10 protein-coding genes are annotated in these 26,717 nt (G+C 69.5%); 6 read left to right on the forward strand and 4 right to left on the reverse strand.

The window, feature by feature from the left end; all coding sequences use genetic code 11:
• Positions 1–181 precede the first annotated feature (181 nt).
• From ACZ1JC_RS08120 to ACZ1JC_RS08130, 3 genes are read right to left on the reverse strand one after another with little or no spacing between them, the layout of a single operon-like run.
• Complete coding sequence (locus ACZ1JC_RS08120; protein ID WP_465140051.1) at positions 182–568, reverse strand: YbaN family protein; 387 nt, start codon at positions 566–568, stop codon at positions 182–184.
• A gap of 49 nt (positions 569–617) precedes the next feature.
• Entirely contained in the window at positions 618–1,220 is a 603-nt protein-coding gene (locus ACZ1JC_RS08125; RefSeq protein WP_465140050.1) for a biliverdin-producing heme oxygenase, read from the reverse strand.
• 27 nt (positions 1,221–1,247) lie between these two features.
• Positions 1,248–3,482 carry a TonB-dependent hemoglobin/transferrin/lactoferrin family receptor gene (locus tag ACZ1JC_RS08130; protein WP_465140049.1) on the reverse strand — a complete coding sequence of 745 codons (2,235 nt, stop codon included), beginning with the start codon at positions 3,480–3,482 and terminating at the stop codon, positions 1,248–1,250.
• Between the two features lie 203 nt (positions 3,483–3,685).
• Here ACZ1JC_RS08130 and ACZ1JC_RS08135 point away from each other — a divergent pair, with 203 nt between their 5' ends.
• The 4 genes from ACZ1JC_RS08135 to ACZ1JC_RS08150 are packed head-to-tail and all read left to right on the forward strand — an operon-like array spanning position 3,686 to position 6,685.
• The gene (locus ACZ1JC_RS08135; protein WP_465140048.1) at positions 3,686–4,483 is read left to right on the forward strand and encodes a DUF4198 domain-containing protein; all 798 of its coding nucleotides are present in this window, start codon (positions 3,686–3,688) and stop codon (positions 4,481–4,483) included.
• Positions 4,484–4,491: 8 nt separating this feature from the next.
• Positions 4,492–4,962, forward strand: a complete 471-nt coding sequence (locus ACZ1JC_RS08140) for an EF-hand domain-containing protein (protein ID WP_465140047.1) — start codon at positions 4,492–4,494, stop codon at positions 4,960–4,962.
• Positions 4,963–5,021: 59 nt separating this feature from the next.
• Complete coding sequence (locus tag ACZ1JC_RS08145) at positions 5,022–5,534, forward strand: GNAT family N-acetyltransferase (protein WP_465140046.1); 513 nt, start codon at positions 5,022–5,024, stop codon at positions 5,532–5,534.
• Between the two features lie 38 nt (positions 5,535–5,572).
• Positions 5,573–6,685, forward strand: coding sequence for a DUF2235 domain-containing protein (locus ACZ1JC_RS08150; RefSeq protein WP_465140045.1), 1,113 nt, complete (start codon positions 5,573–5,575; stop codon positions 6,683–6,685).
• 9 nt (positions 6,686–6,694) lie between these two features.
• Here the strand turns inward: ACZ1JC_RS08150 and ACZ1JC_RS08155 are convergent, their stop codons facing one another.
• Positions 6,695–6,994 (reverse strand): hypothetical protein, encoded by a 300-nt coding sequence (locus ACZ1JC_RS08155; RefSeq protein WP_465140044.1) that lies wholly within the window; start codon positions 6,992–6,994, stop codon positions 6,695–6,697.
• A 477-nt stretch (positions 6,995–7,471) separates the two neighbouring features.
• On the opposite strand from ACZ1JC_RS08155, the gene ACZ1JC_RS08160 reads away from it, so the two are divergent.
• Both ACZ1JC_RS08160 and ACZ1JC_RS08165 read left to right on the forward strand, forming a co-directional pair.
• Positions 7,472–8,272 (forward strand): SapC family protein, encoded by an 801-nt coding sequence (locus ACZ1JC_RS08160; protein WP_465140043.1) that lies wholly within the window; start codon positions 7,472–7,474, stop codon positions 8,270–8,272.
• A gap of 246 nt (positions 8,273–8,518) precedes the next feature.
• The gene (locus tag ACZ1JC_RS08165; protein WP_465140042.1) at positions 8,519–26,695 is read left to right on the forward strand and encodes a hypothetical protein; all 18,177 of its coding nucleotides are present in this window, start codon (positions 8,519–8,521) and stop codon (positions 26,693–26,695) included.
• Positions 26,696–26,717: the final 22 nt, after the last annotated feature.

Here is a 26,717-nt window from a genome sequence, read left to right on the forward strand (position 1 = left end):
TACTCAGGCTTGCTGGGTTATAATCCCACGCCGCTCAGGCTGAGCTTGTCGAAGCCCGCTCGCAACGCCACGCCGCAGGGGGCTTCGACAAGCTCAGCCTGAGCGGTGTGGAGAGGGTGTGTAGCTACCCCCTCGCTCTCGGAAGGCGGCTGCCATCGGCAACGGAAGATCAGCCGCGTTGTCAGGCGTTTTCCGGTTCGGCTTCGGTCGCGACTTGCCCAGGCTCGCGCCGCCGTCCTACCCAGATCGCGCAGCCCAGCAGCACTCCCGCCACGGGAAGCGCCACTATCAGGCTCGGCCGCGCCAGCAGGCAAAATGAGGTGAAGCCGATCATCATGCCGATCCAGGAGGCGTACTTGGCATGGCGCGGGATCGCCCGCTCCGCCCGCCAGGCGCGCAGGCCGGGGCCAAAGCGGGGATGATTGAGCAGCCATGCCTCCAGCCGGGGCGAAGACCGGGCAAAGCAGGGCAGGGCGAGGATCATGAAGTCCGTGGTGGGCAGCAGCGGGACGAAGATCCCGATCACGCCCACGCCCACCAGCGCAAGGCCCAGCACCAGCCAGGCCATGCGCGATGTCCTGCCTCGCCGGAGCAGGTCGTCGGTATTGTCGGGCCGCTCAGGCGAAGCGGGCATCGGCGAGCGACCGGACGCGTTCGAATGCGGCCTTGGCACCGGCCACGGCGCGCTCTTCTTCCTCTTCAGTGAGATTGGCGGCATCCAGCCCGGCCACGAAAGCACGCCAATGCGCCGCCGGGCCTTCCGGTGCCGGGGCGAGGTGGCGGGCGCCGTGATTGTCCGAAAGCCCGATCTTGGCGGCTTCCTTGCGCAGCAGCGCCGCGCCCATGTTCGAACCTTCGGCAACGTAGAGCCAGCCGAGCGCGGTGGGCACGTCCACTGCCGCGCCGTCCGCGAATGCCGGAGGGCCATCGGCCTCCGGCAATGCGCGGTCCAGATCGGCAAGGTCCGCCGCGATCAGATCTATCCGCTGTCGTTCGGCAAGGCCCGGCAGAACGTACTGCAGGGCCTCGACCGAATAGAGCGCGGCGATGTCGCGGTGGAACAAGTACTGCATCTCCACGAAGCGGGCATAGCCCGGCACGCTGGCGAAGGGATCGGCGGCCATGATCGCCTTGTCCAGGCGATCATGCATGTCGTGCGTCCCGGCGCGAAGCGATTGCACCAGCGTGGGTGCCAGCGCGTTGTCAGCAGGTTGGGTCATGATCCGGTACGGGCCTTTCAGAACGGGTCAGAATGAAATCAGCGCGGTCGCCTTCACGGTGCGGCCGGGTTGCGAATAGAACAGCTTGCCGATGCTGCCGCTGTCGGGCAGGTCGAGCGCGTTATAGTAGGTCTTGTCCAGCAGGTTGTAGACACCGACCTGAATGCGCAAGCCCTCCGCGAACGCAGGACGCACCCATGCGGTTGCATCGATGATGCCATAGCTGGGCGTCTTGTTCAGGTCCGACGCCGGATTTTCCACCTTGTTGCGCGATGCGGCCACCGTGCCGGACAGGTCCAGCCCGAAGTTTTCGTGGCTGTAGCCCACGCCCAGAACCGCGCGCAGCGGCGGGATCGAGTTGAGGTGGTAGTCGTCCTCGGTGTTCTTGCCGTTGGCATAGGCGATCGAGGCCCAGGTCCGCCAGTTCTTGGAGAATTCCCAGTTTCCGCTGGCTTCCACGCCGTAGATGCGGACGCGGTTGAGGTTCATGTACTTGAACACGCCGAAGGGATAGCTGCCGGAAAGCCCGGCGGCGGCGGCGGTCGTCGTCACCGTGTCGATGAAGTTATGGTAGTTGTTGTGGTAATAGGCCACGCGCAGGCCCCGCTTGTCATCGCCGAAGCGGGCGCCGAATTCGTAGCCCTTGCTGGTTTCGGGCTTCAGGTCCGGATTGCCGATGCTGACGTAACTGCCGGTGCCGCCGTAAGTGAGGTAAAGCTCGGTGGCGGAAGGCGCGCGGAAGGCCTGCGAATACTGGCCGTAGAGCGTCAGCTTCGAAAGCACTTGCGCTTCAACCAGCACCTTGGGCGACCAGCGCGTGTCGGAAGACTTGGCGGGCAGGCCCTCGTAGGCGGCGTTTTCGGTGTAAGTCGGCGTGTCCTGCGGCGAACGGCGATAGTAGTCGTAGCGGATGCCCGGCGTCACATGCAGCCAGTCCGCCGCGCCGAAGCCGATGCGGTCCTGAATGACGAAGCCAAGGTCGGTGCCGTGCACGGTCGGCATGTCCGACTGGTTCACGTGGAGGAACGAGCAGGAATAGATCGCGGCGGTGCAGTTGTCCTGCCCGGCGGCGTATTGGCTGGTGTTGGTGCGATAGGCTTCGCCCGCCACGGTGACGGCGTGGGAGATCGATCCGGTCTGGAAATCGGCGGTGATATTGCCGTTCAGGCCGAACATCTCCACCTGAAGGTCGCTGTCGCGGATGTACTGGCCGATCGGCACGGTCTTGCGTGTGCCGTCGGTATAGGTCTGCAGATTGCTGCGCTGCCAGTAGCCGACAAGGTGCGCCTCGCGGATCGTGCCGCCGTCACCCTGATAGTCATAGCTGCCGGAGATCCGCTTGCGCTTGGTCTTCTCGTCGGTAATGTAGGTGGAGTACGTCGATCCCACGCTGGTCAGCGTATTCTCGTTGTAATCGCGCGAGAAAATCTCACCGGTCAGGCCAAGGCGGTGGCCGCCGGGCAGGTACTGGTGGAGCTTAACCAGCAGGTTGAGCTGGTCATAGCTGGCGGGGTTCGGATCGGTACGCGTGGAGCCGGTGCCGCCGGTATTGCCCTGGTTCTTGGTCTCGTTGCCGTTCTGGTAGCCGCCCTGGATCAGGAACAGCGTATCCTTGCTGCGCACGGCGGCCGCCTGATTCAGGAAGATGCTGTCGCTGGCGCTGTCGTACGTGACTTTGCCAAGGCCCGCCTGGGTCTTGCCGTCCACCAGCAGGTCTTCGGGATCGAGCGTGCGCAGCGCCAGCGTGCCGGCCAGTGCGCCGGTGCCGAAGAAGCTGGAATCGGCGCTACGCACCACGTCGATCGCGCTCAGCGAGTTGAAATCGAACGAGGCGACGCCGCCCTGCACACCGCGGGCGCCGTCTTCCAGCCAGGGCGTGCGGATGCCGTCGATCGTGGTCAGCACGCGGTTCGAATCGAGCCCGCGAATGTTGATCGAATTGTTGTTCGGATTGAAATTCACCCCGGCATCGACGCGGCGGGCATAGTCGGTAAGGCTGTCCACCATGCGTTCGCGCAGGGTTTCCGCCGTGGTCGTGGTGGTGAGGACGCGGGGCTTGCCGGTGCTGCTGCGATCGGCGTCGGCATCGTCAGTCTCTGCCTTCGCCTTGACCGGGAAGCTGCCCAGCCGAACGGCATCGTCCTTCGACGCGCCATCCGCAGTCTGCGCCAGCGCAGGGGTGCAGGGAACGGCAAGAATCAGCGCCGCAGCGGCCCAGCCGATGCTCGCCTTGCTCGTTCCTGTCAGCAGACCCTTATCCATCAATGATTCCTTTCCACGAATGCGAGGCAATAGCAATAAGCACAGGCAGGAGCGCCGCGACCGTGCGCAATTCCCGCCGAGAATGAGAGAGCCCCAGGCGCATCCCCAAGAGCGCCAACGCTGCTCATTTATCCTACTGCTATTGATTCGCAATAGAGTTTGTGAGACGAGCCGCGCATTCGCTTTTCAGGGGATGGATTTTCATGACTCGTTCGAACCGATTGCGGCTTGCGCTGGCCTTGGCCAGCTGCGCCTTTCCCGTGCTCGCGGCCGCGCCGGCGCTCGCCCATTCGCCCTACCTTCTTCCCAACGGCTTCACGCTGGGTAAGGCTGACCATGTGACGGTGGAGGCGGCGTTCAGTGAGCACGTCTTCGTGCCGGCCATCGCCATGCAGTCCGACGCCTATCAGGTCGTCGGCCCCGATGGGCAGGCGGCACCGCTGAAGCCGGTGATGCTGCGCGATCTGGCCGTACTGGAAGTGCCGACGCCGGCTGACGGCACCTATCGCATCACCAGCGGCGAACGGCAGGGCCGCGTCGCCAAGGCTGCGCTGATCGACGGCCAGTGGGAATTCATCGACCCGCGCCGCCCGCTCCCCGCCGGGGTGACGCCGGTGGATATGCAGAGCATGACCAAGGCCGAAACTTACGTCAGCCGCGGCACCCCCACACAGGCCGCGCTGGCGCCGACCGGCAAGGGCATCGAATATCGCGCGATCACCCATCCTGCCGCCATCCGCGCCGGAAAGCCCGCCGAATTCCAGGTGCTGTTCAACGGCAAGCCGCTGGCGAACGCCGATGTCGAAGTGGAGGAAGGCCGCCCCGGCGAGGTGGAAAACCGCCGCCTGCCGCTGATCACCAGCGACGCGCAGGGCCGCTTCAGCATCACCGCGCCGGAGCCGGGCCTCTACTTCGCGATGACCCGCCACCGCGTGAACGCCGCCGGCGCCGATCCCGCGCGCAGCTACACCTATGCCCTGACCTATTCCGTAAGCGAATGAGAAAAACCATGACCAAGAAATCGATCCGCATTGCCCTCGCTCTGGCCGCCTCATTGGCGGTGACGGGCACCGCTCACGCCGCCTCTCACGACCGCGCGACGTTCATCAAGGAGCAGGACCTCGACGGCGACGGCAAAGTCGGCAAGGACGAATACCAGCGCGGCCGCGACGCCGAATTCTCGCGAATGGACCGCAATCACGACGGTGTGCTCTCTCACGACGAATATGTCGGCGATTATCGGGAGCGGCTGGAAAAGGAACTGCTGACCGAACCTGCCGCCTCTCGCGAGGAAGAGCGCACGCGCCAGATGCGCCAGGCCGATGTGCGGTTCGGTGTGCTGGACAGCGACAAGTCCGGCGGCATCACTCATGCCGAATTCGACGCATCGGGCTGGGCGATGTTCCTGCGCCACGATGCCAACCACGATGGTTTCGTCTCGGCCGACGATGCCAACGTCAAGCCGGACGCCGATTCCTGATCGATAGGCAGCGCGGCGGATCGCTTGCCTTGATCCGCTGCGCTGCCTAATCGGCGGGCATGAGCAGCCTTGTGATCCGGCCCTTCGTTCCCGCGGACGAACAGGGCGTCGTCGACGTGATCCTCCCGATCCAGCGGGAGGAATTCGGCCTTGCCATCACGGCCGACGACCAGCCCGATCTTCGCGCGATTCCGGCCTTTTATCAGGTGGGTTCGGGCGAATTCCTGGTCGCGGAGCATGAAGGCCGGATCGTCGGCACGATCGCCATGAAGGACATCGGGGGCGGGCCCAGTGGGGGCCAAATCGGGGCCTTGCGCAAGATGTTCGTCGCGGCCGAATTCCGGGGCAGGGAGTTTGGCGTCGCGCAGGCGCTTCTGGCCCGGCTGCTCGAATGCTCGCGCGCGGCGGGGATGCGGGAGGTCTTCCTCGGCACGACCGACCGTTTCCTCGCCGCGCATCGCTTTTACGAAAAGCACGGATTCCGCCTGATCGACGCGGCGGACCTACCGCAAAGCTTTCCGCGCATGGCGGTGGACACGCGGTTCTATGCGCTGGAACTTGCCCCCGAATAGAGGCATCCTCGCCCCTATCGCGACTGGGTGGGGGCCGTATGGCGGACGAACAGGGGCAGGACTATACGGGCCGCAATATCGTCGTCTGCTGCGACGGTACTTCGAACCAGTTCTCGCAAGACCGCACCAGCGTTATCAAACTCTTTCACGCGCTGGTGAAGGATGAGGCGAGGCAGGCTGTCTACTATCATCCCGGCATCGGCACCCGCGCGCCGACGGGCATCGGCACGAAGACCGGGCGGTGGCTGGGGCAACTGGCCGGGCTTGCATTCGGCTATGGCCTTCAGGACGACATAGCCGACACCTATCGCTACCTGGCCGACACCTACCGGCCCGGAGACCGTGTCTACATCTTTGGATTCAGCCGGGGCGCCTATACCGCGCGCGTGGTGGCGGCGATGCTCCATTGCTATGGCCTGGCGATGCGGGGGAACGACCCCCTGGTCCCCTATGCCGTCAAGATGCTCTGGGCCATGGCACGCGCCCAGCCCGGCGATCCCTACAAGGCGCGCGCGCAACTGGCGCGCGATTTCAAGGGCACGATTTCCGCCCGCGATTGCCCGGTGCATTTTCTGGGCGTGTGGGATACCGTGAATTCGGTCGGCTGGATCGGCAGCCCGCTCACCATTCCCTACACCCGCTTCAATCCGGACGTCGCAATTGTCCGCCATGCCAAGGCGCTGGACGAGCGGCGCGGGTTCTTCCGCGTCAACTGGTTTCGCGAGGATCCCCGGCGCGACATTCGTGAGGTCTGGTTTCCCGGCACCCATTGCGATGTCGGCGGCGGCTGGCCGGAGGCGGAGAGCGGGATGTCCAAGTATCCGCTGGCGTGGATGGCCGCCGAAGCGCGCAAGGCCGGTCTGCTGCTCGATCCGGACCGGCTGGCGCAAGTGCTTGGCGAGACCCCCGGCCCCTACGCGCCAGCCAGTCCCGAGGCGAAGGTCCACTACGGCATGCATCCATGGCTATGGGCGCTGGCCGAATTCATTCCAAAAAAGCACTGGAATTTCGCGCGTGAGCGGTGGGAGTGGCGGATGAACCTGTTCCGCCGCCGCACCCTGCCGGCGCAGCCGATCGTGCATGACGTGGCCTGGGAAGTGCCGGGCTATCGCCTGCCCGAAGGCGCTATCAGGCTTTCGGAACTCCCCTGACGGTCTTGTTCAGACCGCCAGTACCAGCGTATCCCCTTCGCGCGGCAGCGTGGCTTCATAGCCGGGCAGGGGCGCGAAAGTCTCGTCCAGCACTTCCGCGGCGGAGAGGCCGGCCAGCTTGAATTGACCCAGCCGCTGTTCTTCCGGCGTGCGCCAGGCCTTGCTCATGTTCAGGGCGCTGACGAAGAGATCGCCGTGCCGTTCGAACAGCAGATGCGGCGCCAGCTTGATCGCAGCGCCATTGTACTGCGTCATCACGGTGCGCTGATGCGCGATCGCCGCCATGATCTGCATTCGGGTCTCGCTCATGCGCGTACGTCCGGGATAAACTCATTGTGCATCGCAGCATAGTGCGGCCTGAGCGGCGAAATTTCAAGGGCGGTGATCGGGGCGTTTTATGCAATCGTGCTTGCGATAGGCCCTAATTCATCAACTAATGCGCTGTCAAAAAACGACTATTCCGGGTTTTGACATATATCAGATAAATCTCCGACATCGATGTCATGAATGACCCCTTTTGAACACAACCATCAGGTCATGGTTAAATGCGTGTAAACCGCCGTTTCCACAGGGAATGCGTCTATAAGTAGATGAACGGATTGCGCCAATTTGGCGTCACGGCGAAAGAAAGGCGACACACGCGCTTGCACCCTAGCAAACCATTGCATATGGGCGCTTCGCGTAAGTCGCTGATCTAACAGGTGAACTAACGGACATCTGCCGGCCATGGGGCATCGCGCGCGATGGGGCCGGGCAGCGACAGACATGGAATTACTGGTGGGGCATATGACGGAATCGAAGCAGAAAAATCGCAAGGCAACTGACGCGGGCAAGGCTGTGCCTGCCGCTGGCCCGCAAGTGAACGGCAGCCTGCCGCTCTATCGCGATCCACGCCCGGTGCATTCCGCCACGCACGCCGATGCGGCGGTCATTGTCGCGCCTACCGACTTCGGATTCGCCGCCGCCGCGCCGATGGTGCAGCTTTCGGTCGACGAGTTCGAGCGCGCCGCGCTCGATTACCCGATCCTGTTCTTCGGTGACGATCGCCAGCCTTACGTGGTCACCGCGCTTGAGGCGGAGAAGAACCTGTTCGTTGCCGAGGGCGGCTATCGCCCCGGCGCCTACATCCCGGCCTATCTGCGCCGCTATCCCTTCGTATTCGCGCGGGACGAGGGCAGCGACCGGCTGATCCTGTGCCTCGATCACGCATCGGGCCGCGTGGCGGTCAAGGGCGATGACGCGGGCGCGGTGGCGCTGTTCGAAGACGGCACGCCCACCGAACTGACGCTGCAGGCGCTGCGGTTCTGCGAGAACTATGAAGCGGCACAAGCGCGCACGCGCCTGCTGGTGAGCCTGCTTGAGGAACTGGACCTCTTCGAAGTGAAGCGCGTCCACTACACCGCGCCGGGTGCCGCCGAGCCGAGCCTGTTGGTGGAATACCACACGGTGGACCGCGCTCGGTTCGAGGCGCTGCCGGCCGACGCTTTCCTGCGCCTGCGCGATGCCGGCGCCCTGCCGGCGATCTTTGCGCAGATCGCTTCGCAGGCGAAGTGGGAAGCACTGGCGGCGGTCGCCGGCCAGCCCTGATTTTCGGCGCGATTCATCACCCTGCTTTCCCCGTCCGCGGCGAAGGCAGGGTGATTTTCCGCGCTTTAACGGGGCGGAAAACGGCGGAAAAGCTTCTCTGCAGATTTGCGTAAGAGAATAATTTTCCTGAATTTTTATGTGTTGTTCCGGATTCCTGCTGTGTGGCGCCTGCCTTACAGCAGCGAAAACCTGCCCCGGGGAGGGCGGGCGGAGCGGATTACCGGTCCAGAGCCGGGGGGGCTTACCTTGAACATCTTCGAAACTTTCGCCGGCCGTTCCACCGAAGGCGAGGCGACCAGCCGCGCCGGTACCGAAAACGGGGCGGCAATCCGCGTCGCCGGAACGGGTGGGGCGCGAAAGCTTCGCATGACTGCATCCGCCGCCACTCTGGCGGCGTTGATGGTTCTGGGCGGCACGGTCCCGGTGGCCGCGTCCGCCGCGCCCACCCCGACGCCGACGCCTACCCCCACCCCGACGCCGGCTCCCATCGTCACGCCGCAAGTCGGCGCGCAGATCAAGAACCCGCTGACCGGCGCGTTCGAGACCGTCACGGAAGTGCTTTCCCCGGCGCAAGTGAAGACGGATGCCGATAACGTCATCCTGCTGGCCGATGAAGTGGGCCAGACCTTCGACGTTTCGGGCACCACGTACACCGTCACCGAAGTGACCAAGGACGGGGACGGGACGGTGACCTCGGTCAAGCTCTCGAACTCGGCCAACGACAAGATCAGCGACAATTCCGCGGTCACCTCGATCGCCCCGGCGACCAATGCCACCGGTGCGGACACGATCGCGCTGCCAAGCAATCCCGGTGACAGTGTCTACCGCAACGTCCAGCGCGGCCGCAGCGGCGGCAACGGGCATATCGGCCTGCTGTTCGTTTCCGCCGGAGACGGCGGTTCGGGCTCCAACGGCCCGAACATCACCGACACCATCAACGGATCGATCAGCTCGCAATCAAGCGGGCTTGCGGCGGTTATCGTCCAGAGCATCGGCGGCAACGGTGGTAACGGCGGCGACGGCTATCTGGGATCCGACGGCGGCACTGGCGGCACGGCCGGCGTGGGCGGCAACGTCAATCTGGTCAGCAATGCCAGCGTCGTCACCACCGGCACCAATGCTTACGGCATTCTGGTCAGCAGTTCGGCAGGCAAGGGCGGCGCCGGCGGCGACGGCTGGCTTTCCGGCGGCGGTTCGGGCGGCGGTTCGCCGGGCGTGGGCGGCAATGCAGCGGTAACCAACAACGGCAGCGTCGCGACGAGCGGTGCCGGTTCGATCGGCATTCTGGCGCAGAGCCTTGGCGGTACCGCCGGCAGCGGCGGTGACAGCTTCGGCCTTGTCGCCTCCAGCGGCGGCGGCAGCTTCGGCGGCAAGGGCGGTGACGTCCTCGTCAACCAGGACGGCGTCGTCCAGACCTCTGGCTACGGCGCGCATGGCGTGCTGGCACAGTCGATCGGCGGTTCGGGCGGCAGCGGCGGCACCAGCGGCGGCGTTTTCGCCGATTCCAGCTCGGGCGGCGCAGGCGGCCCCGGTGGCAATGCCACGATCACCGCCGATTCCGATTCCTCCACCAAGACCACCGGCGACTACGCCCACGCCTTCTTCGCGCAGTCCGTGGGCGGCGGCGGTGGCAATGGCGGCACGACGATCGGCGCAGTGGCGCTGGGCAGTTCGGGTAGCCAGGGCAGCGACGCCGGCACCGTCAACGTCAGCATCGACGAAGGCGCTTTCGTTTCGACGGCGGGCATCGGCTCTTACGGCATTCTGGCCCAGTCGATCGGCGGCGGCGGCGGCAATGCCGGCGTCAGCGGCGGCCTCGCGGCCCTGGGCGGCACCGGTGCCGGCGGCGGCAACGGCAATACCGTACTCGTGTCCTCCGGCGCGACGATGGTGACCACCGGCTATTCGGGCAAGGGCATCTTCGCGCAGTCGATCGGCGGCGGCGGCGGTTCGGCGGCCGGTACCGGCGGCCTCGTCTCGCTCGGCGGATCGGGCGCGGGCGGCGGCAATGGCGGCCTGGTGCAGGTGACGCAGACCTCTGGTGGCTCGATCACCACCTCGGGTGACTGGGCCGATGCGATCTTCGCGCAGTCGGTGGGCGGCGGCGGCGGTTCGGGCTCCGGCTCGGTCGGTCTGGTCGGCCTTGGCGGCTCGGGCGCGAGCGGCGGGCTTGGCGGCACCGTGATCATCGATAACGACGGCGCCCTTAAGACCACCGGCGATTATGCGCGCGGCATCTTCGCGCAATCGGTGGGCGGCGGCGGCGGTTCGGGCGGTAATTCCACCGGCCTGGCCGCGATCGGCGGCAGCGGATCGGGCACCAGCCCCGGCGGCAATGTCACGGTGAGCAACGGCGGCTCGATCTCGACCTCGGGCGTTCGCTCCATCGGCATCCAGGCGCAGTCGGTCGGCGGTGGCGGCGGCGACGGCGGCAGCTCGACCGGCCTGATCTCGATCGGTGGTTCCGGCGGCGGCGGCGGTAACGGCGGCATCGTCACCGTATCGAACAGCGGCACGATCACCACCAAGGGCGACGGCGCGCTGGGCATCATCGCCCAGTCCATCGGCGGCGGCGGCGGCAACGGCGGCTCCAGCAGCGGCCAGCTCGCCATCGGCGGTGACGGCGGCAACGGCGGCGTGGGCGGCAAGGTCGTTCTCAACCAGACCGGCCTCGTTTCCACATCGGGCGACGATGCGACCGCGATCTTCCTGCAGTCGGTCGGCGGCGGCGGCGGCAATGGCGGATCGGCGGTTGCGGCCGGCGCGTTCATTTCGGCCGGCTTTGGCGGTTCCGGCGGCGGCGGCGGTGCCGGCGGCGACATCTGCGTCAACACCAACAGCGCCTGCACCACGGCCAGCTCCAGCATGGGCGCGGCCTATATCGAGACCTTCGGCGATCGGTCGACCGGCCTGCTGGCCCAGTCGGTCGGCGGCGGCGGCGGTAACGGCGGCTTTGCGCTGTCGGCATCGGTGGGCGTGGGCGGCAGCGCCTCCATCGCGTTCGGTGGCAGCGGCGGCTCCGGCGGTTCGGGCGGCACGGTGCGCGTGGGCCTGCAGGGCACCATCGCCACCAAGGGCGACCTTTCGGACGGCATCTTCGCCAGTTCGGTGGGCGGCGGCGGCGGCAACGGCGGCTTCTCGCTGGCGGCCAGTGCCTCGCTCGGCGCGTCGCTGGCGATGAGCTATGGCGGCACCGGCGGCTCCGGCGGCGCGGGCGGTCTGGTCGACGTGGAAAGCGCGACCACCATCTCGACCGAGGGCGTGCAGTCGCGCGGCATCTTCGCGCAGTCGGTCGGCGGCGGCGGCGGCAATGGCGGCTTTTCCGGCAGCGCGGCGCTGGGCGTCGGCGCGATCAGCTCCACTTTCGGCGGCGTTGGCGGCGCGGGTTCGGACGGTTCGACCGTCAAGGTCGTCTCGGTCGGCAATATCTCGACCAAGGGCGATCAGTCGGACGCGATCTTTGCCGAAAGCGTCGGCGGCGGCGGCGGTAACGGTGGATTCGCCGTTGGCCTTGCCGGCGGCGCGGCGGGCGCGGCCAGCCTGACCTTCGGCGGCGGCGGCGGCAACGGCGGTGCGGGCGACGACGTAACCGTCTCCTCCACGGGCGACCTTTCGACCGAGGGCGTCAGCGCCAACGGTATCTTCGCGCAGTCGGTTGGCGGCGGCGGCGGCAATGGCGGCTTCGCTGTCTCCGGCTCGGCTGGCGGTATCGGCGCGATGTCGGCGGCCTTCGGCGGCAGCGGCGCGAACGGCGGCAAGGGCGCCAAGGTCACCGTCAACAGCACCGGCACGATCACCACGGTTGGCGATCTGTCCAACGGCATCCTGGCCCAGTCGGTCGGCGGCGGCGGCGGTAACGGCGGCTTCTCGGCAGCGATTTCCGGCGGCGGGATTGCCGCGGCGGGCCTGTCGATGGGCGGATCGGGCGCCAACGGCGGCGATGGCGACGACGTTTCGGTCACCTCCGACGGCGGCATCTGGACGCAGGGCGCGGCAGCGGCCGGCATTCTGGCGCAATCGGTCGGCGGCGGCGGCGGCAATGGCGGCCTGGCGATCTCGGCCAGCGGCGGCTGGGCAGGCGGCGCATCGCTGGCCTTCGGTGGCGGCGCGGGCAATGGCGGCACGGCCGGCAAGGTCACGCTGGTCAGCACCGGCAATATCCTGACCGAGGGTGACAGTTCGCAGGGCCTGTTCGCGCAGTCTGTCGGCGGCGGCGGCGGCAATGGCGGCGGCGCCATCGCCGCTTCGGGCGGCCAGGGCGGCGGCATCTCCGCCTCGTTCGGCGGCAAGGGCGGCGACGGCGGCTCTTCGGGCGATGTCAGCATCGACAGCACCGGAGACATCCAGACGCTGGGCAACAATGCCGATGCCATCTTCGCCCAGTCGCTGGGCGGCGGCGGCGGCAACGGCGGTTTTGCGATTTCGGCGGCGGGCGGCCAGTTCGGTGCGGTCAGCCTCTCGATGGGCGGCACCGGCGGCGTCGGCGGTTCGGCGGGCGACGTTTCGGCCATTTCCGATGGCGACCTGACGACTTCGGGCGACTTCTCTGCCGGCGTGCGCGCGCAGTCCATCGGTGGCGGCGGCGGTAACGGCGGCTTCGCGATCTCTGCATCGGGCGCCCAGTTCGGCGCCGTTGCCCTCTCCTTTGGCGGTGACGGCGGCACGGGCGGCGCGGCGGGCGACGTCACGCTCATTTCCACCGGCGATATCTGGACCGAGGGCAACTATTCGCAGGGCCTCTTCGCGCAGTCGGTCGGCGGCGGCGGCGGTAACGGCGGCTTCTCGGTCAGCGCAGCGGGCGCGCAGTACGGCGCGGCGACCCTCGGCTTCGGCGGCAAGGGCGGCACCGGCGGTGCGGCGGGCGACGCGGACCTGACAAATACCGGCGACATCGTCACCAAGGGCGACTTCAGCGCGGGCGCGCAAGTCCAGTCCATCGGCGGTGGCGGCGGCAACGGCGGCTGGAGCGTCAGCGCGGCGGGCGGCCAGTACGGCGCGGTTGCTATCGGCTTCGGCGGTAATGGCGGCGCGGGCGGCACGGCGGGCGACGTAACGCTCACCTCCACCGGCCAGATCGCCACGCAGGGCGACCAGTCGAGCGGCCTTGTCGCGCAGTCGATCGGCGGCGGCGGCGGCAATGGCGGTTTCTCCGCCAGCGTTGCGGGCGCGCAGTACGGCGCGGCGGCCCTGTCGTTCGGCGGCACCGGCGGCACCGGCAACGACGCGGGCACCGTCACCCTGGCCAACACCGGCGACATCTACACCGAAGGCACGCTGTCCAACGGCATCTTCGCGCAGTCCGTGGGCGGCGGCGGCGGCAACGGCGGCTTCTCCGTCGCGGTTGCGGGCGCGCAGTACGCCTCTGCAGCACTGGCGCTGGGCGGCAAGGGCGGCTCCGGCGGCAAGGGTGAGGCGGTTTCGGTCGTCTCCGCAGGCAACATCACCACGCTGGGCGATCAGGCGGACGGCATTCTGGCGCAGTCGATCGGCGGCGGCGGCGGTAACGGCGGTTTTGCCGTTTCCGGCACGTTGACGGCCAGCAGCGACGGCATTTCGGCCTCGGTCGCCGTGGGCGGCCAAGGTGGTTCGGGCGGCGAGGCGGGCGACGTCTCGCTGATCAGCACCGGCGATATTTCGACGAGCGGCGCCAGCTCGGTCGGGCTCTTCGCGCAGTCCGTGGGCGGCGGCGGCGGCAATGGCGGCTTCGCCGGCGCGCTCTCTCTCTCGGTCGGCAATGCCGTGGCCGTGGGCATCGGCGGTTCGGGCGGCACCGGCAATACGGCCGGCAACGTCACCCTCGGCTCGACCGGCAACGTCTACACTTCGGGCAACCTTGCGGCGGGCATCCAGGTCCAGTCCATCGGCGGCGGCGGCGGTAACGGCGGCTTCAGCCTGACCGCGTCGGCCACGGTAGAGGGCCAGTCCATCGGCAGCAGCAGCGGCGGCACTGGCGGCAGCGGCGGCCTTGCCGGCAATGTCGATGTGACCAGCCTCGGCACCGTGCAGACCACCGGCGAAATCGCGAATGGCATCTTCGCGCAGTCGGTCGGCGGCGGCGGCGGCAATGGCGGCTTCTCGATCAGCGCCAGCCTCTCGGCCAAGGGCGATTCCGATACGCAGAGCGTCGGCGGCAATGGCGGCACCGGCAACGATGCCGGCACGGTCAGCGTCTCGGCCACGGCGGGTGCCAATGCAGGCATCGCGGACTATTCCGTCGTCACATCGGGAACGGGTTCCAACGGCATCCTCGCGCAGTCGATCGGCGGCGGCGGCGGTTCCGGCGGCTTTTCGGTCGGCGGCGCATTCTCGGGCGAGGGCGATGCCTCGTCCAACCAGGTGGGCGGCAGCGGCGGCGCAGGCGGCAATGCGTCCACCGTCGATGTCGTCAACGTCGGCAAGATCCAGACCACCGGCAATATCGCCAACGGCATCTTCGCGCAGTCGGTCGGCGGCGGTGGCGGCAACGGCGGCTTCTCGGTCGGCGCGGGCGTTTCGATCAAGGGCGATGCGTCTTCGAGCGTCGGCGGCGGCGAAGGCGGCGCGGCGGGCAATTCGGACGATGTCAGCGTAGACACCACCGGCGCGATCTACACCGAAGGCGCCGCATCCAACGGCGTGCTGGCGCAGTCGGTCGGCGGCGGCGGCGGCACCGGCGGCTTCTCGGTCAGCGCGGGCTTCAGCGCGGAAGGCGATTCCACCAGCGACAGCGTTGGCGGCGGCGGCGGTTCGGGCGGCAACGCCGGCAACGTCACGGTCATCGCGCGTGAGGGCATCACCACCAAGGGTGACGGCTCCAACGGCGTCTTCGCGCAGTCGGTTGGCGGCGGCGGCGGCTCGGGCGGCTTTGCCGTGGGCCTCGACGTATCGCTGAAGGGTGATGCGGAATCGAATGTTGGCGGCGGCGACGGTTCGCTGGGCGGCACGGCGGGCGACGTTTCGGTCACCACCGAAGGCACGATCTGGACCGAAGGCGCAGCGGCAGCGGGCATCTTCGCGCAGTCGGTCGGCGGCGGCGGTGGTAACGGCGGCTTCTCGGTCGGCGCGGGCTTCTCCAGCGAGGGCGGCTCGTCCTCCACCAGCGTCGGCGGCGCCGGTGCGGGCGGTGCGACGGCAGGCAATGTCACCGTCCATGCCGACAGCGACATCCAGACCAAGGGCACCGGATCCAACGGCATCCTGGCCCAGTCGATCGGCGGCGGCGGCGGTAACGGCGGCTTTGCCGTGGGCCTTGGCGTTTCGATCAAGGGCGACGCGGATTCCAAGGTCGGCGGCGGCGGCGCGGGCACCGGTTCGGACGCCGGCGATGTGACCGTGACCGGAACCGGCACGATCGTCACACTCGGCGATCAGGCCAACGGCGTCTTCGCACAGTCGGTCGGCGGTGGCGGCGGCAACGGCGGCTTCTCGGTCGGCGCGGGCCTCAGCCTCGACGGTGCGGCGACCAGCGACAGCGTAGGCGGTTCGGGCGGCGGCGGCGGCAATGCCGGTACCGTCACCGTGGACCGCACCGGCGACATCGGCACCAGCGGCGCCAATGCGAACGGCATTCTGGCGCAGTCGGTGGGCGGCGGCGGCGGCAACGGCGGCTTTGCCGTGGGCCTTGGCGCATCCATGAAGGGCGATGCGGAATCGAGCGTCGGTGGCGGCGAAGGCGGCACGGCCGGCGACGGCGGGGACGTGTTCGTGTCCGACGTGGGCACGATCGTCACCAGCGGCACCAATTCGAACGGCATCTTCGCGCAGTCGGTCGGCGGCGGCGGCGGCTCGGGCGGCTTCTCGGTCGGTGCGGGCTTCAGCCTCGAAGGCGGGGCGACCAGCACCAGCGTCGGCGGTTCGGCCGGCGCGGGCGGCAGCGCGGGCACGGTTTCCGTCAGCCATGACGGCGATATCCAGACCACGGGTGCGTCGGCCAACGGCATCTTCGCCCAGTCGGTCGGCGGTGGCGGCGGTGTCGGCGGCTTTGCCGTGGGCCTTGGCGCCTCGATGGATTCGGATGCGAAGTCCAGCGTCGGCGGCGGCGCGGGCGGCGCGGCCGGTTCGGCTTCGGACGTTACGGTCGACCAGACCGGCACGGTGATCACGTCGGGTGCGGCAGCCAATGGCGTGCTGGCCCAGTCGATCGGCGGCGGTGGCGGTGTCGGCGGCTTCTCGGTCTCCGCAGCGCTCTCTTCCTCGGGCGGTGCGGCGTCGGATTCGACCGGCGGCGCGGGCGGTTCCTCGGGCGATGCCGGTTCGGTCAGCGTGTCGGTTGACGGCGATATCCAGACCGACGGCGCGCAGGCGCGCGGCGTCGTCGCGCAGTCGATCGGCGGTGGCGGCGGTTCGGGCGGCTTTGCCGTCGGCGCCGGGGCCTCGATCGAAGGCGATGCGGAATCGGCGACCGGCGGCGGCGCCGGCGGCTCCTCGGGCAATGCGGGTAACGTCAGCGTCGCGGTGGACGGTAATGTCGTCACCAAGGGCGCAGCATCGGTGGCGCTGCTGGCGCAATCGATCGGCGGCGGCGGCGGCGCGGGCGGCTTCGCAGTGGGCGCGGCGCTGTCCAGCAGCGGCGGCGCCACGGCGGAATCGACCGGCGGCGACGGCGGCTCGGCAGGCGACGCGGGCGACGTTTCGGTCACCCACACCGGCGGCATCGAGACGTTCGGCGCGCAATCGGGCGCGATCCTGGCGCAATCGATCGGCGGCGGCGGCGGTTCGGGCGGCTTCTCGGTCGGCGGCGCGCTGAGCGTTGAGGGTGAGGCAAACTCCACCATCGGCGGCGGCGCGGGTGGATCGGCCGGCAATGCCGGCACCGTGGACGTGGCCAATACCGGCGACATCTTCACCCACGGCGCCAATTCCACCGGCATCGTCGCCCAGTCCATCGGCGGCGGCGGCGGCAACGGCGGCTTCTCGGTCTCCGCGGGCCTGGCGCTTTCGGGTGCGGACGCGGTTTCCAGCTCCACCGGCGGCGCGGGCGGATCGTCCGGTTCGGCCGACGATGTCAGCGTGACCTCGATCGGCAACATCAAGGTCGATGGCGATCACAGCCGCGGCATCGTGGCGCAGTCGATCGGCGGCGGTGGCGGCACCGGCGGTTTCTCGGTCTCCGGCGCGATTGCCACCAAGGGCTCGGGCGCTTCCGACAGCGTTGGCGGCGCGGGCGGTGCGGGCAATGCGGCGGGCAATGTCACGGTCGTTTCGGCCGGCCAGATCCTGACTTCGGGCGATGCCACCAATGCGGTGCTGGCCCAGTCGATCGGCGGCGGCGGCGGCGCGGGCGGCTTCTCGGGCAGTCTGGCGGCGGCGCTGGGCGGCGGCGCGGCGGTCAGCTCGGTCGGCGGTGCGGGCGGCATCGGTTCCGACGCGGGCAATGTGGACCTGACGCTCAGCGGCGCACTCGGTACGCTGGGCAATGGCTCGGCGGCGGTGGTCGCCCAGTCGATCGGCGGCGGCGGCGGCGTGGGCGGCTTCTCGCTCGGCCTGGCGGCGGCATCGGACGGTGAGGGCGCCAGTGCCGTCACCGGCGGTTCGGGCGGCGATGGCGGAGTGGGCGGCAATGTCCTCGTCTCCACCAGCGCGCTGATCCAGACCCACGGCGCCCTGTCGGACGGCGTATTGGCGCAGTCCATCGGCGGCGGCGGCGGTTCGGGCGGCTTTGCCGTGGCCGGCACCTTGGCGCTGGGCGAAAAGGCGGCCTCCAGCGCCACGGGCGGCGCGGGTGGTTCGGGCCAGAACGCCGGCATGGTGACCGTGCAGAACACTGGCGACATCTACACCTTCGGCGCGGCATCGAACGGCGTCGTGGCGCAGTCGATCGGCGGCGGCGGCGGCGTGGGCGGCTTCTCCGGCTCGCTTTCGATCTCCTCCACCTCGGAATCCGTGGCCAACAGCCTTGGCGGTTCGGGCGGCGTCGGCGGCGATGCGGCCGGCGTGAAGGTGGTGACCACCGGCAATATCCAGGTGCTGGGCGACCGCTCGGTAGCGATCGTTGCGCAGTCCATCGGCGGCGGCGGCGGTTCGGCTGGCTTCTCGCTGGGCGCATCCGCTTCCAAGGCGGCATCGGCCAGCGACGCGGTGGGCGGCAGCGGCGGCGCCGGCGGTGACGGTGGCACGGTGGAAGTGGCCAATGGCTCGACCGGCACGGTCGTGACCACCGGCAACTTCGGCTACGCCATTCTTGCCCAGTCGATCGGCGGTGGCGGCGGTTCGGGCGGTTTCGCCACGGGCGGCGCGCTCTCGCTGTCCGAAGGGGCGACCTCCTCGGTCGGCGGCGGCGCCGGCGGCGCGGCGGGTGACGGCGGCAATGTCGGCGTCAACAACTACAGCCTGATCCAGACCAGCGGCGACGGTGCCGTGGCGGTCTTCGCGCAGTCGATCGGCGGCGGCGGTGGCTCCGGCGGCTTCGCGGTGGGCGCGGGCCTTGCCGGCGGCAGCGACAGCACGCTTTCCAATGCCATTGGCGGCGGCGCGGGCAGCGGCGGTTCGGCGGGCACGGTCTCGCTCTACAACGACGGCACGATCCTGACGCAGGGCGCCAACGCAACGGCGGTGCTGATGCAGTCGATCGGCGGCGGCGGCGGTAACGGCGCCTTCGCGGTCAGCGGTGCGCTCGCCAAGGGCGGCGCGGCGAACAGCTCCATCGGCGGAGACGGCGGCACGGCGGGTTCGGCGGGCGACGTTACGCTGGTCAACTCGGCGAACGCCACGATCGTGACCGAAGGTGCGATGTCCATCGCGGTGCAGGCGCAATCGATCGGCGGCGGCGGCGGTTCCGGCGGCTTCTCGGTCGGCGCGGGCCTTGCCCTCGAAGGCGATGCCAGCTCCACCGTGGGCGCGGGTTCGGGCGGCGCGGGCGGTTCGGCCGGCGTAGTGTCCATCAACAACGCGGGCGACATCGGCACGCGCGGCGACGGCTCGCTGGCGGTGCTGGCGCAGTCCATCGGCGGCGGCGGTGGTTCGGGCGGCTTTGCCGTTTCGGGCGGCCTCAGCGTCAAGGGCGGCGCGGCCAGCAATGCCGTGGGCGGCCAAGGCGCGGGCGGCGGCGACGGCGGCCTCGTTTCGGTTACCAGCAGTGGCACGATCCAGACGCTGGGCGCCAACGCGACCGCGATCCTGGCTCAGTCGGTGGGCGGCGGCGGCGGCGCGGGCGGGTTCTCCGCCGGTGCGGCAGCAGCCAGCGCCGATGCGGCCTCCAACCTCGTCGGCGGAAGCGGCGGCGCGGCAGGTGCGGGCGGCGACGTCACGATCGCCAACAATGGCGGCACGATCACGACCGATGGTGACTTGTCCTACGCGGTCTATGCGCAGTCGGTCGGCGGTGGCGGCGGTTCGGGCGGCTTTGCGGCCGGCGCGGGCCTCAGCCTTGAAGGCGATGCCGAGTCCGGCGTGGGCGGCGGCAGCGGCGGCGGCGGCGGCGCAGGCGGCCTCGTCAGCCTCGACAACACCGGCACGATCGCGACCAAGGGTGCGGGTTCGGTGGCGGTCTTCGCCCAGTCCGTGGGCGGCGGCGGCGGTGCCGGCGGCTTTGCGGTGGGCGCGGGCCTGACCGCACAAGGCGGTTCGGCTTCGGACAGCGTTGGCGGTTCGGGCGGCGCGGGCGGTGCCGGCGGCGTGGTTTCGATCACCACCGATGGCCTGGTCCAGACCGAAGGCGCCAATGCGACGGCAATCTTCGCGCAGTCGGTCGGCGGCGGCGGCGGCAAGGGCGGCTTTGCCGTGGGTGCCTCCGCATCGAAGGCGGACAGCGCCTCGACCGTGGTCGGCGGCAGCGGAGGCGCGGGCGGTGACGGCGGCGAAGTCTCGGTGGCCAATGGCGCGAACGGCGCCGTTATCACGCTGGGCACGCTGTCCTACGCGGTCTTCGCGCAGTCTGTCGGCGGCGGCGGCGGTCAGGGCGGCTTCTCGGCCGACGCGGCGCTGAGCCTTGAGGGCGATGCGAATTCGTCGGTCGGCGCGGGCGACGGTGCCGGCGGCGGCATCGGCGGCGTGGTTTCGCTGAGCAATGCCGGCAAGATCGGCACGGCCGGAGATGGCTCCATCGCGGTCTTCGCGCAGTCGGTTGGCGGCGGCGGCGGCGCCGGTGGCTTCGCGGCGGGCGGCGGCCTCACGATCGAAGGCGGCGCGGCTTCCAACTCGGTTGGCGGCGTCGGCGGCGCGGGCGGTGCCGGCGGCGTGGTGTCGCTGGTCAACACCGGCTCGATCCGCACCGAAGGCGCCAATGCCACGGCGGTCTATGCCCAGTCCGTGGGCGGCGGCGGCGGTGCCGGCGGCTTCTCGGTCGGCGCCAGCGCCTCGAAGGCGGACAGCGCCTCGAACACGGTGGGCGGCAGCGGCGGAGCCGGCGGTGACGGCGGCGAAGTCTCCATCGGCAACGGCGCGGGCGGTTCGATCACCACACTGGGCGACTTCTCCTACGCGGTCTTCGCACAGTCGGTCGGCGGCGGCGGTGGTTCGGGCGCCTTTGCGGCTGGCGGCGCGCTCAGCCTCGAAGGCGACGTGGACTCCAGCGTCGGTGGCGGTTCGGGCAGCGGCGGCGGTATCGGCGGCAATGTCACGCTGAGCAGCCTTGGCGCGATCCAGACGGCGGGCGAGGGCGCCATTGCGGTCTTCGCGCAGTCCATCGGCGGTGGCGGCGGTGCCGGCGGCTTCGCAGCCGGCGGCGGTCTCTCGGCCGAGGGCGGGGCAACCTCCAACACGATCGGTGGTTCGGGCGGCGCAGGCGGTGCGGGCGGCACGATCACGCTGGAGAACGGCGGTTCGATCCTGACGCTGGGCAGCAATGCCACGGCACTCTTCGCGCAGTCGGTGGGCGGCGGCGGCGGTGTCGCCGGCTTCTCGACCGGCGGCGCGGCGTCCAAGGCCGGCGCGGTTTCGCAGGCGGTCGGCGGAGACGGCGGCACGGCGGGCGACGGCGGTGACATCACCGTCAGCAACGCGGCTGGCGGCAAGATCGAGACCGATGGCGCGATCTCCTACGGCGTCTTCGCGCAGTCGGTCGGCGGCGGCGGTGGTGCGGGCGGCTTTGCGGCCGGCGGCGCGCTGGCGCTGGGTGACGACGTGGAGAACGGCGTCGGCGGCGGCATCGGCGGAGCCGGCGGCCTTGGCGGCACGATCGCCATCGACAATGCGGGGCAAGTCGTCACGCTGGGCGACGCCTCGATCGCGATCTTCGCGCAGTCGATCGGCGGCGGCGGTGGTGCCGGTGCCTTCGCAGCCGGCGGTGGTCTCTCGGCCGAGGGCGCTTCGGCCAGTTCGTCGGTCGGTGGAGCCGGCGGCGACGGCGGCGCAGGCGGCAATATCACCGTCGGCAACAGCGGCCTCGTGGCGACGGCCGGCGATCAGGCGGTGGCGATCCTTGCCCAGTCGGTCGGCGGTGGCGGCGGTGTCGGCGGCTTTGCCGTCGGCGGCGCGGCTTCGCAGATGGATGCCGTGTCCGACACGATCGGCGGCAGCGGCGGCGCGGGCGGTATCGGCGGTGACATCACCGTGAACACCAGCGGCGCGGTCTACACCGAAGGCGCCTTCGCTTACGGTATCCAGGCACAGTCGATCGGTGGCGGCGGCGGTAACGGCGGCTTCGCGGCCGGCGCGACCGTGGCGCTCACCGGCGATGCGCAGTCGACCATCGGCGGCGGCGCTGGCGGTGGCGGCGGCCTTGGCGGCGCGATCACGCTGACCAACGGCGGCACTATCGAAACGCTGGGCGCCGGGGCCGTTGCGGTCTTCGCCCAGTCCATCGGTGGCGGCGGCGGTGCCGGCGGCTTCGCAGGCGGTCTCACCGGATCGGGCGACAGTGCCTTCGGGTCGACCATCGGCGGGGCCGGTGGCGATGCCAGCCAGGGCGGCGATATTACCGTCAGCAACAGCGGCCAGATCCATGCGGCCGGAGCCAATGCGGCGGGCGTCTTCGCCCAGTCCGTGGGCGGCGGCGGCGGCCTTGGCGGCTTCTCGCTGGCGGCGAACGGTGCGGTTTCCAGCATTTCCAACACGCTTGGCGGTTCGGGCGGAGCCGGCGGTGACGGCGGCGCGATCAGCGTCACCAATGCCGCGGGCGCGACCGTGGTGGTCGATGGCGATCTGTCTTACGGCGTCTTCGCCCAGTCGATCGGCGGCGGCGGCGGTTCGGGCGGCTTTGCGGTCGACGGCACGATCGCCACTGGCGGCGCGGTCAATTCGGCGCTGGGCGCAGGCTCCGGCGGCGGTGGCGGCAACGGCGGCGCGATCACGCTGACCAATGCCGGCAACGTGCTGGCGCAGGGCGCGGGTTCGGTCGCGGTCTTCGGCCAGTCGGTCGGCGGCGGTGGCGGTTCGGGCGGCTTTGCGGGCGGGCTTTCCGTCGGCGCGGGCGGCGCGATCAGCCAGTCCATCGGCGGCGCAGGTGCCGGTGGAGGCAATGGCGGCGACATCGCGGTGACCAACAGCGGCGTGATCCAGACGCTGGAAGCCAACTCCATCGGTGTCTTCGCGCAGTCGGTCGGCGGCGGCGGCGGCCTTGGCGGCATGTCCATCTCCGGCTCGCTCAGCACCGGCAGCTCCACCACGACGAGCCTTGGCGGTTCGGGCGGGGCCGGCGGCGACGGCGGCACGATCACGGTCAGCAACAGCGGCGTGATCGATGCCAAGGGCGATCTGTCCTACGGCGTCTTTGCGCAGTCCATCGGCGGCGGCGGCGGTACGGCGGGAATGGTCGTTTCCGGCACGCTCAGCACCGGGCTTGGCGGCATGACGTCCGCACTCGGCGGCAGCGGCGGCGCGGGCGGCAATGGCGGTGACATCACCGTCACCAACAGCGGCACGATCCTTGTGGAAGGCGCAGCCTCGGTCGGCATACTGGCGCAGTCGATCGGCGGCGGCGGCGGTGCCGGCGGCTTCACCGGTTCGCTGGCAGTCACCGGCGGTTCGCTGAACACGCAAGTGGGCGGCACCGGCGGTGCGGGCGGCGATGGCGGTGACGTGACCGTCACTTCCACCGGCAGCATCGTCACCATGGCGGACGATTCCATCGCGGTCCTCGCGCAGTCCATCGCGGGCGGCGGCGGCCAGTCGGCCTATGCCATCGCGGCACAGGCAGGCGCCTTCGACGGCGTGAACCTGACGCTGGGCGCGCAGGGCGAAGGGATCAGCGGCAAGCAGGGCAAGGTCGTCGTCAACCTCTCGGGCGGTGTGCTCCAGACGGCGGGCGCGCTTTCCTACGGCCTGCTGGCCCAGGCGATCGGCGCGGGCGGCGGCAACGTGGCGCTCTCCGTGCCCGATCCGCTGGAAGTCGGCTCGAACGGGTTGACCCTGCAACTGGGCAGCACCGGCGGCGTCGCGGGTGACGGCAACGTCATCGATGTGACCAACGCCAACGAAGTCCAGACCAAGGGCGCAGGCGCCATCGGCTTCGCGGCGCAGTCCATCGGCGGCGGCGGCGGCACCGAGGGTGTCACCGGCGACGTGGTGTTCGGCAGCGGCGATGCCGTCTGGTCCACCATTGTCGGCGGCAGCGGGGACTCGGCCGGTTCGGGCGCGGCAGTGACCATCGCCAACAGCGCGACCATCGTTACCGAAGGCGACGGGGCTCTCGGCCTGCTCGCCCAGTCGGTCGGCGGCGGCGGCGGTGTCGGCACCATGGCGCTTGGCCTTGCCGACGGATCGCTGGCGGGGGCTTCGCTCACCGTCGGCGGCGCGCAGACGACGGCGGGCAATGGTGGGGACATTACCTTCACCAGCTCCACCGGCGCCATCGGCACTTCGGGCAATCTCGCCTCGGCCCTCGTCGTCCAGTCGATCGGCGGCGGCGGCGGTGTCGCCACGCTGTCCTCGATGGAAGGCGGCGCGCTGGGCGACATCACCCTTGCGGCCGGTGCGACCGGCGGTGCGGGCGGTGATGGCGGCAATATCACGCTCGACCAGAAGGCGGATGTCGTCACCAGCGGCACCGGCGCCAATGCGGTACTCGTGCAATCTATCGGTGGCGGCGGCGGTCTCGCGACCCTCGACAATACCGGCGGCACCGGCACGGTCACGAACGTGGACCTTGGCGGCGCGGCCAGCGGTTCGGGCGGTTCCATCGACTTTACCCTCGATGGACGTGTCCAGACCACCGGCGCGGGCGCGGCGGGTGTCGTGGTGCAGTCCATCGGCGGCGGCGGCGGTTACGTCAGCGCCGTGGGTGCGAACGCGGATGGCACGCTGACGCTGGGCGCATCGAACGGCGCGACCGGCAGCGGCGGCGACGTTTCGGTGGCGATCAACAAGACGATCACCACCACCGGCGCGGGATCGACGGCACTCCTGGTGCAGTCGATCGGCGGCGGCGGCGGCGCGGCTTCCATTGTTGGCGCGGATGGCTCGGTCCAGACGCTGGACGTGGTGGACGCCGGTGCGGTCAGCACGCTGCGTGCGGCGCGCATGGCCTCCATCGCCCAAACCGCGGCGATCACCAACGGCGTCGATGCCGGCGTGGTGGACGTTACCGTGGGTGCGGCGATCCGCACCAGCGGCGCCAATGCCAATGGCGTGGTCGTCCAGTCGGTTGGCGGCGGCGGCGCGGCCGTGGGTTCGGGCACCGGCGTGCTCGGCAGCTCCGGCATCGGCAATGCGGTGAACCTTACCGTGAACGCCGATGTGGTGACCACCGGCGCGGGTTCCAGCGCCCTTGTCGCGCAGAGCACCGGCGGGCTTGGCGGCAGCGCGATCGCGCTGAACATCGGCGCGGTCAACGTCGTCGGCGGTCTGGGCGGCCATGCCGTCTCGCTGCTGGGCGGCGCGGACAACACGGTGACCACCTCCGGCAACCTGCAGACCATGGACGGGCAGGAAGGCCTGGTCATCTATGCGGAGGGCGGCAACAACACGATCGTCAACTCCGGCACCATCGTCGGCTCGATCGACCTGGGTGACGGCGTCGGCAGCTTCACCAACGTCAATGGCGGGATCTTCCTGGCCGGTTCGCTGGTCAACGTGGGTTCGGGCTCGTTCGTGAACTCGGGCATCCTCAATCCGGGCGGTGGCGGCGTCGTGTCGCAACTGGCGGTGAGCGGCGGCCTGACCCTGACGGCGCAGAGCGAATACAACCTCGACCTTGATATGAAGTCGAACACTGCGGACCGGGTCGTCGTATCCGGTGCGGCAGTGCTGGCGGGCAAGGTCACCACCAATCTCCTCAATCTGGGCTATGCCCGGACCGGGGCGAACGAGGCGGTGATCCTGGAGGCGGCCGGGGGCATCACCGGGCAGGATTCGGTCACGCTGGTCGCGCCGAATTCGGCGGTGGCAAGCTTCGCGCTCGACTACCCCTCGGCCACGCAGCAGGCGATCCGTTACACGATCGAATTCGCACCGGCCGGGCTCAGCGCCCGCCAGTCGATGATCGGCGGCGTGCTCGACCAGATCCAGCAGACCCCGACCGACGCCTTCGCGCCGACGGCCGCCGCGATCATCTCGATCCCGACGGTGGGCGCGCTGGGCACGGTCTACGACAGTCTGACCGGCGAAGGCGTGGTTGCGGCGCAGAGCGCGGCTTTGACCGCGGTGGGCAACAACCACGATGTGATCGACAACCAGATCGTCAGCCGCGTGGGCACGTTCGCCGCGCCCTGGCGCAAGGAACCGCTGGGCAACCTGTGGATGTCGGCACAGGGCGGCCGCCAGCGGCTCGACGGAACTGACGGGGCGCACGATACGCGCACCGACGGCTACGTGGTGCAGGGTGGCTGGGACTATCGCCCGGACGCGCGCAGCGTGATCGGCGCCAGCTTCGGCTTCGATCCGCAGAGCTTCTCGGTTCCGGGGGCGAGCACCTCGGGCAAGGCCAAGGTCTATACCGTGGGCGCCTATGGCGGCTTCCACCCCGGCGCCTGGACGCTCAGCGCGGACCTGCTCTACAGCGTGGCGAACACCGACTACTTGCGCGACATGTGGCTCTATGCCGACGGAAACGTGCAGGCGCGGGGCAGCTTCAAGATGCACGCATGGTCCGGCCGTGCCCAGGTTGCCCGCCAGTTCGGCAATGGCAATGTGGTGTTCCAGCCGTTCGCCGCCATCGAGGCCACCCGCCTGTCGCTGCCGAACTTCGTCGAAAGCCATGGCGAGGATCAGGACAACGCGACGCTAGGACTGGCCTTCTTCGCCAAGGACTGGACGCGCGTTCGCAGCCTGCTGGGTACGAACGTGGCGAACCGCGTCGATCTGTCGCCGGGCAAGGCGCTGGTCACCACGCTGCGCGCGGCCTGGGTCCACGACTTCGATCCGGATCGTTCGATTACCGCGGCTTTCGACGGGGCGACGAACTACCGCTTCACCACTTCGGGTGCACAGGCGGCGGCCAATACCGGGCGGATCGACCTGCGATCGACGTTGCAGATGCGCAATATCGACCTGCAGGCCAGCATCGGGGCCGATCTGGGCAGGGGCTACAACGACGTGACGGCCATGGTCGGCGTCCGGTTCCACATGTGATCCGCGACGTCAGGACTGCGGC

The organism is Sphingomonas sp. BL-S-28 (assembly GCF_055521515.1).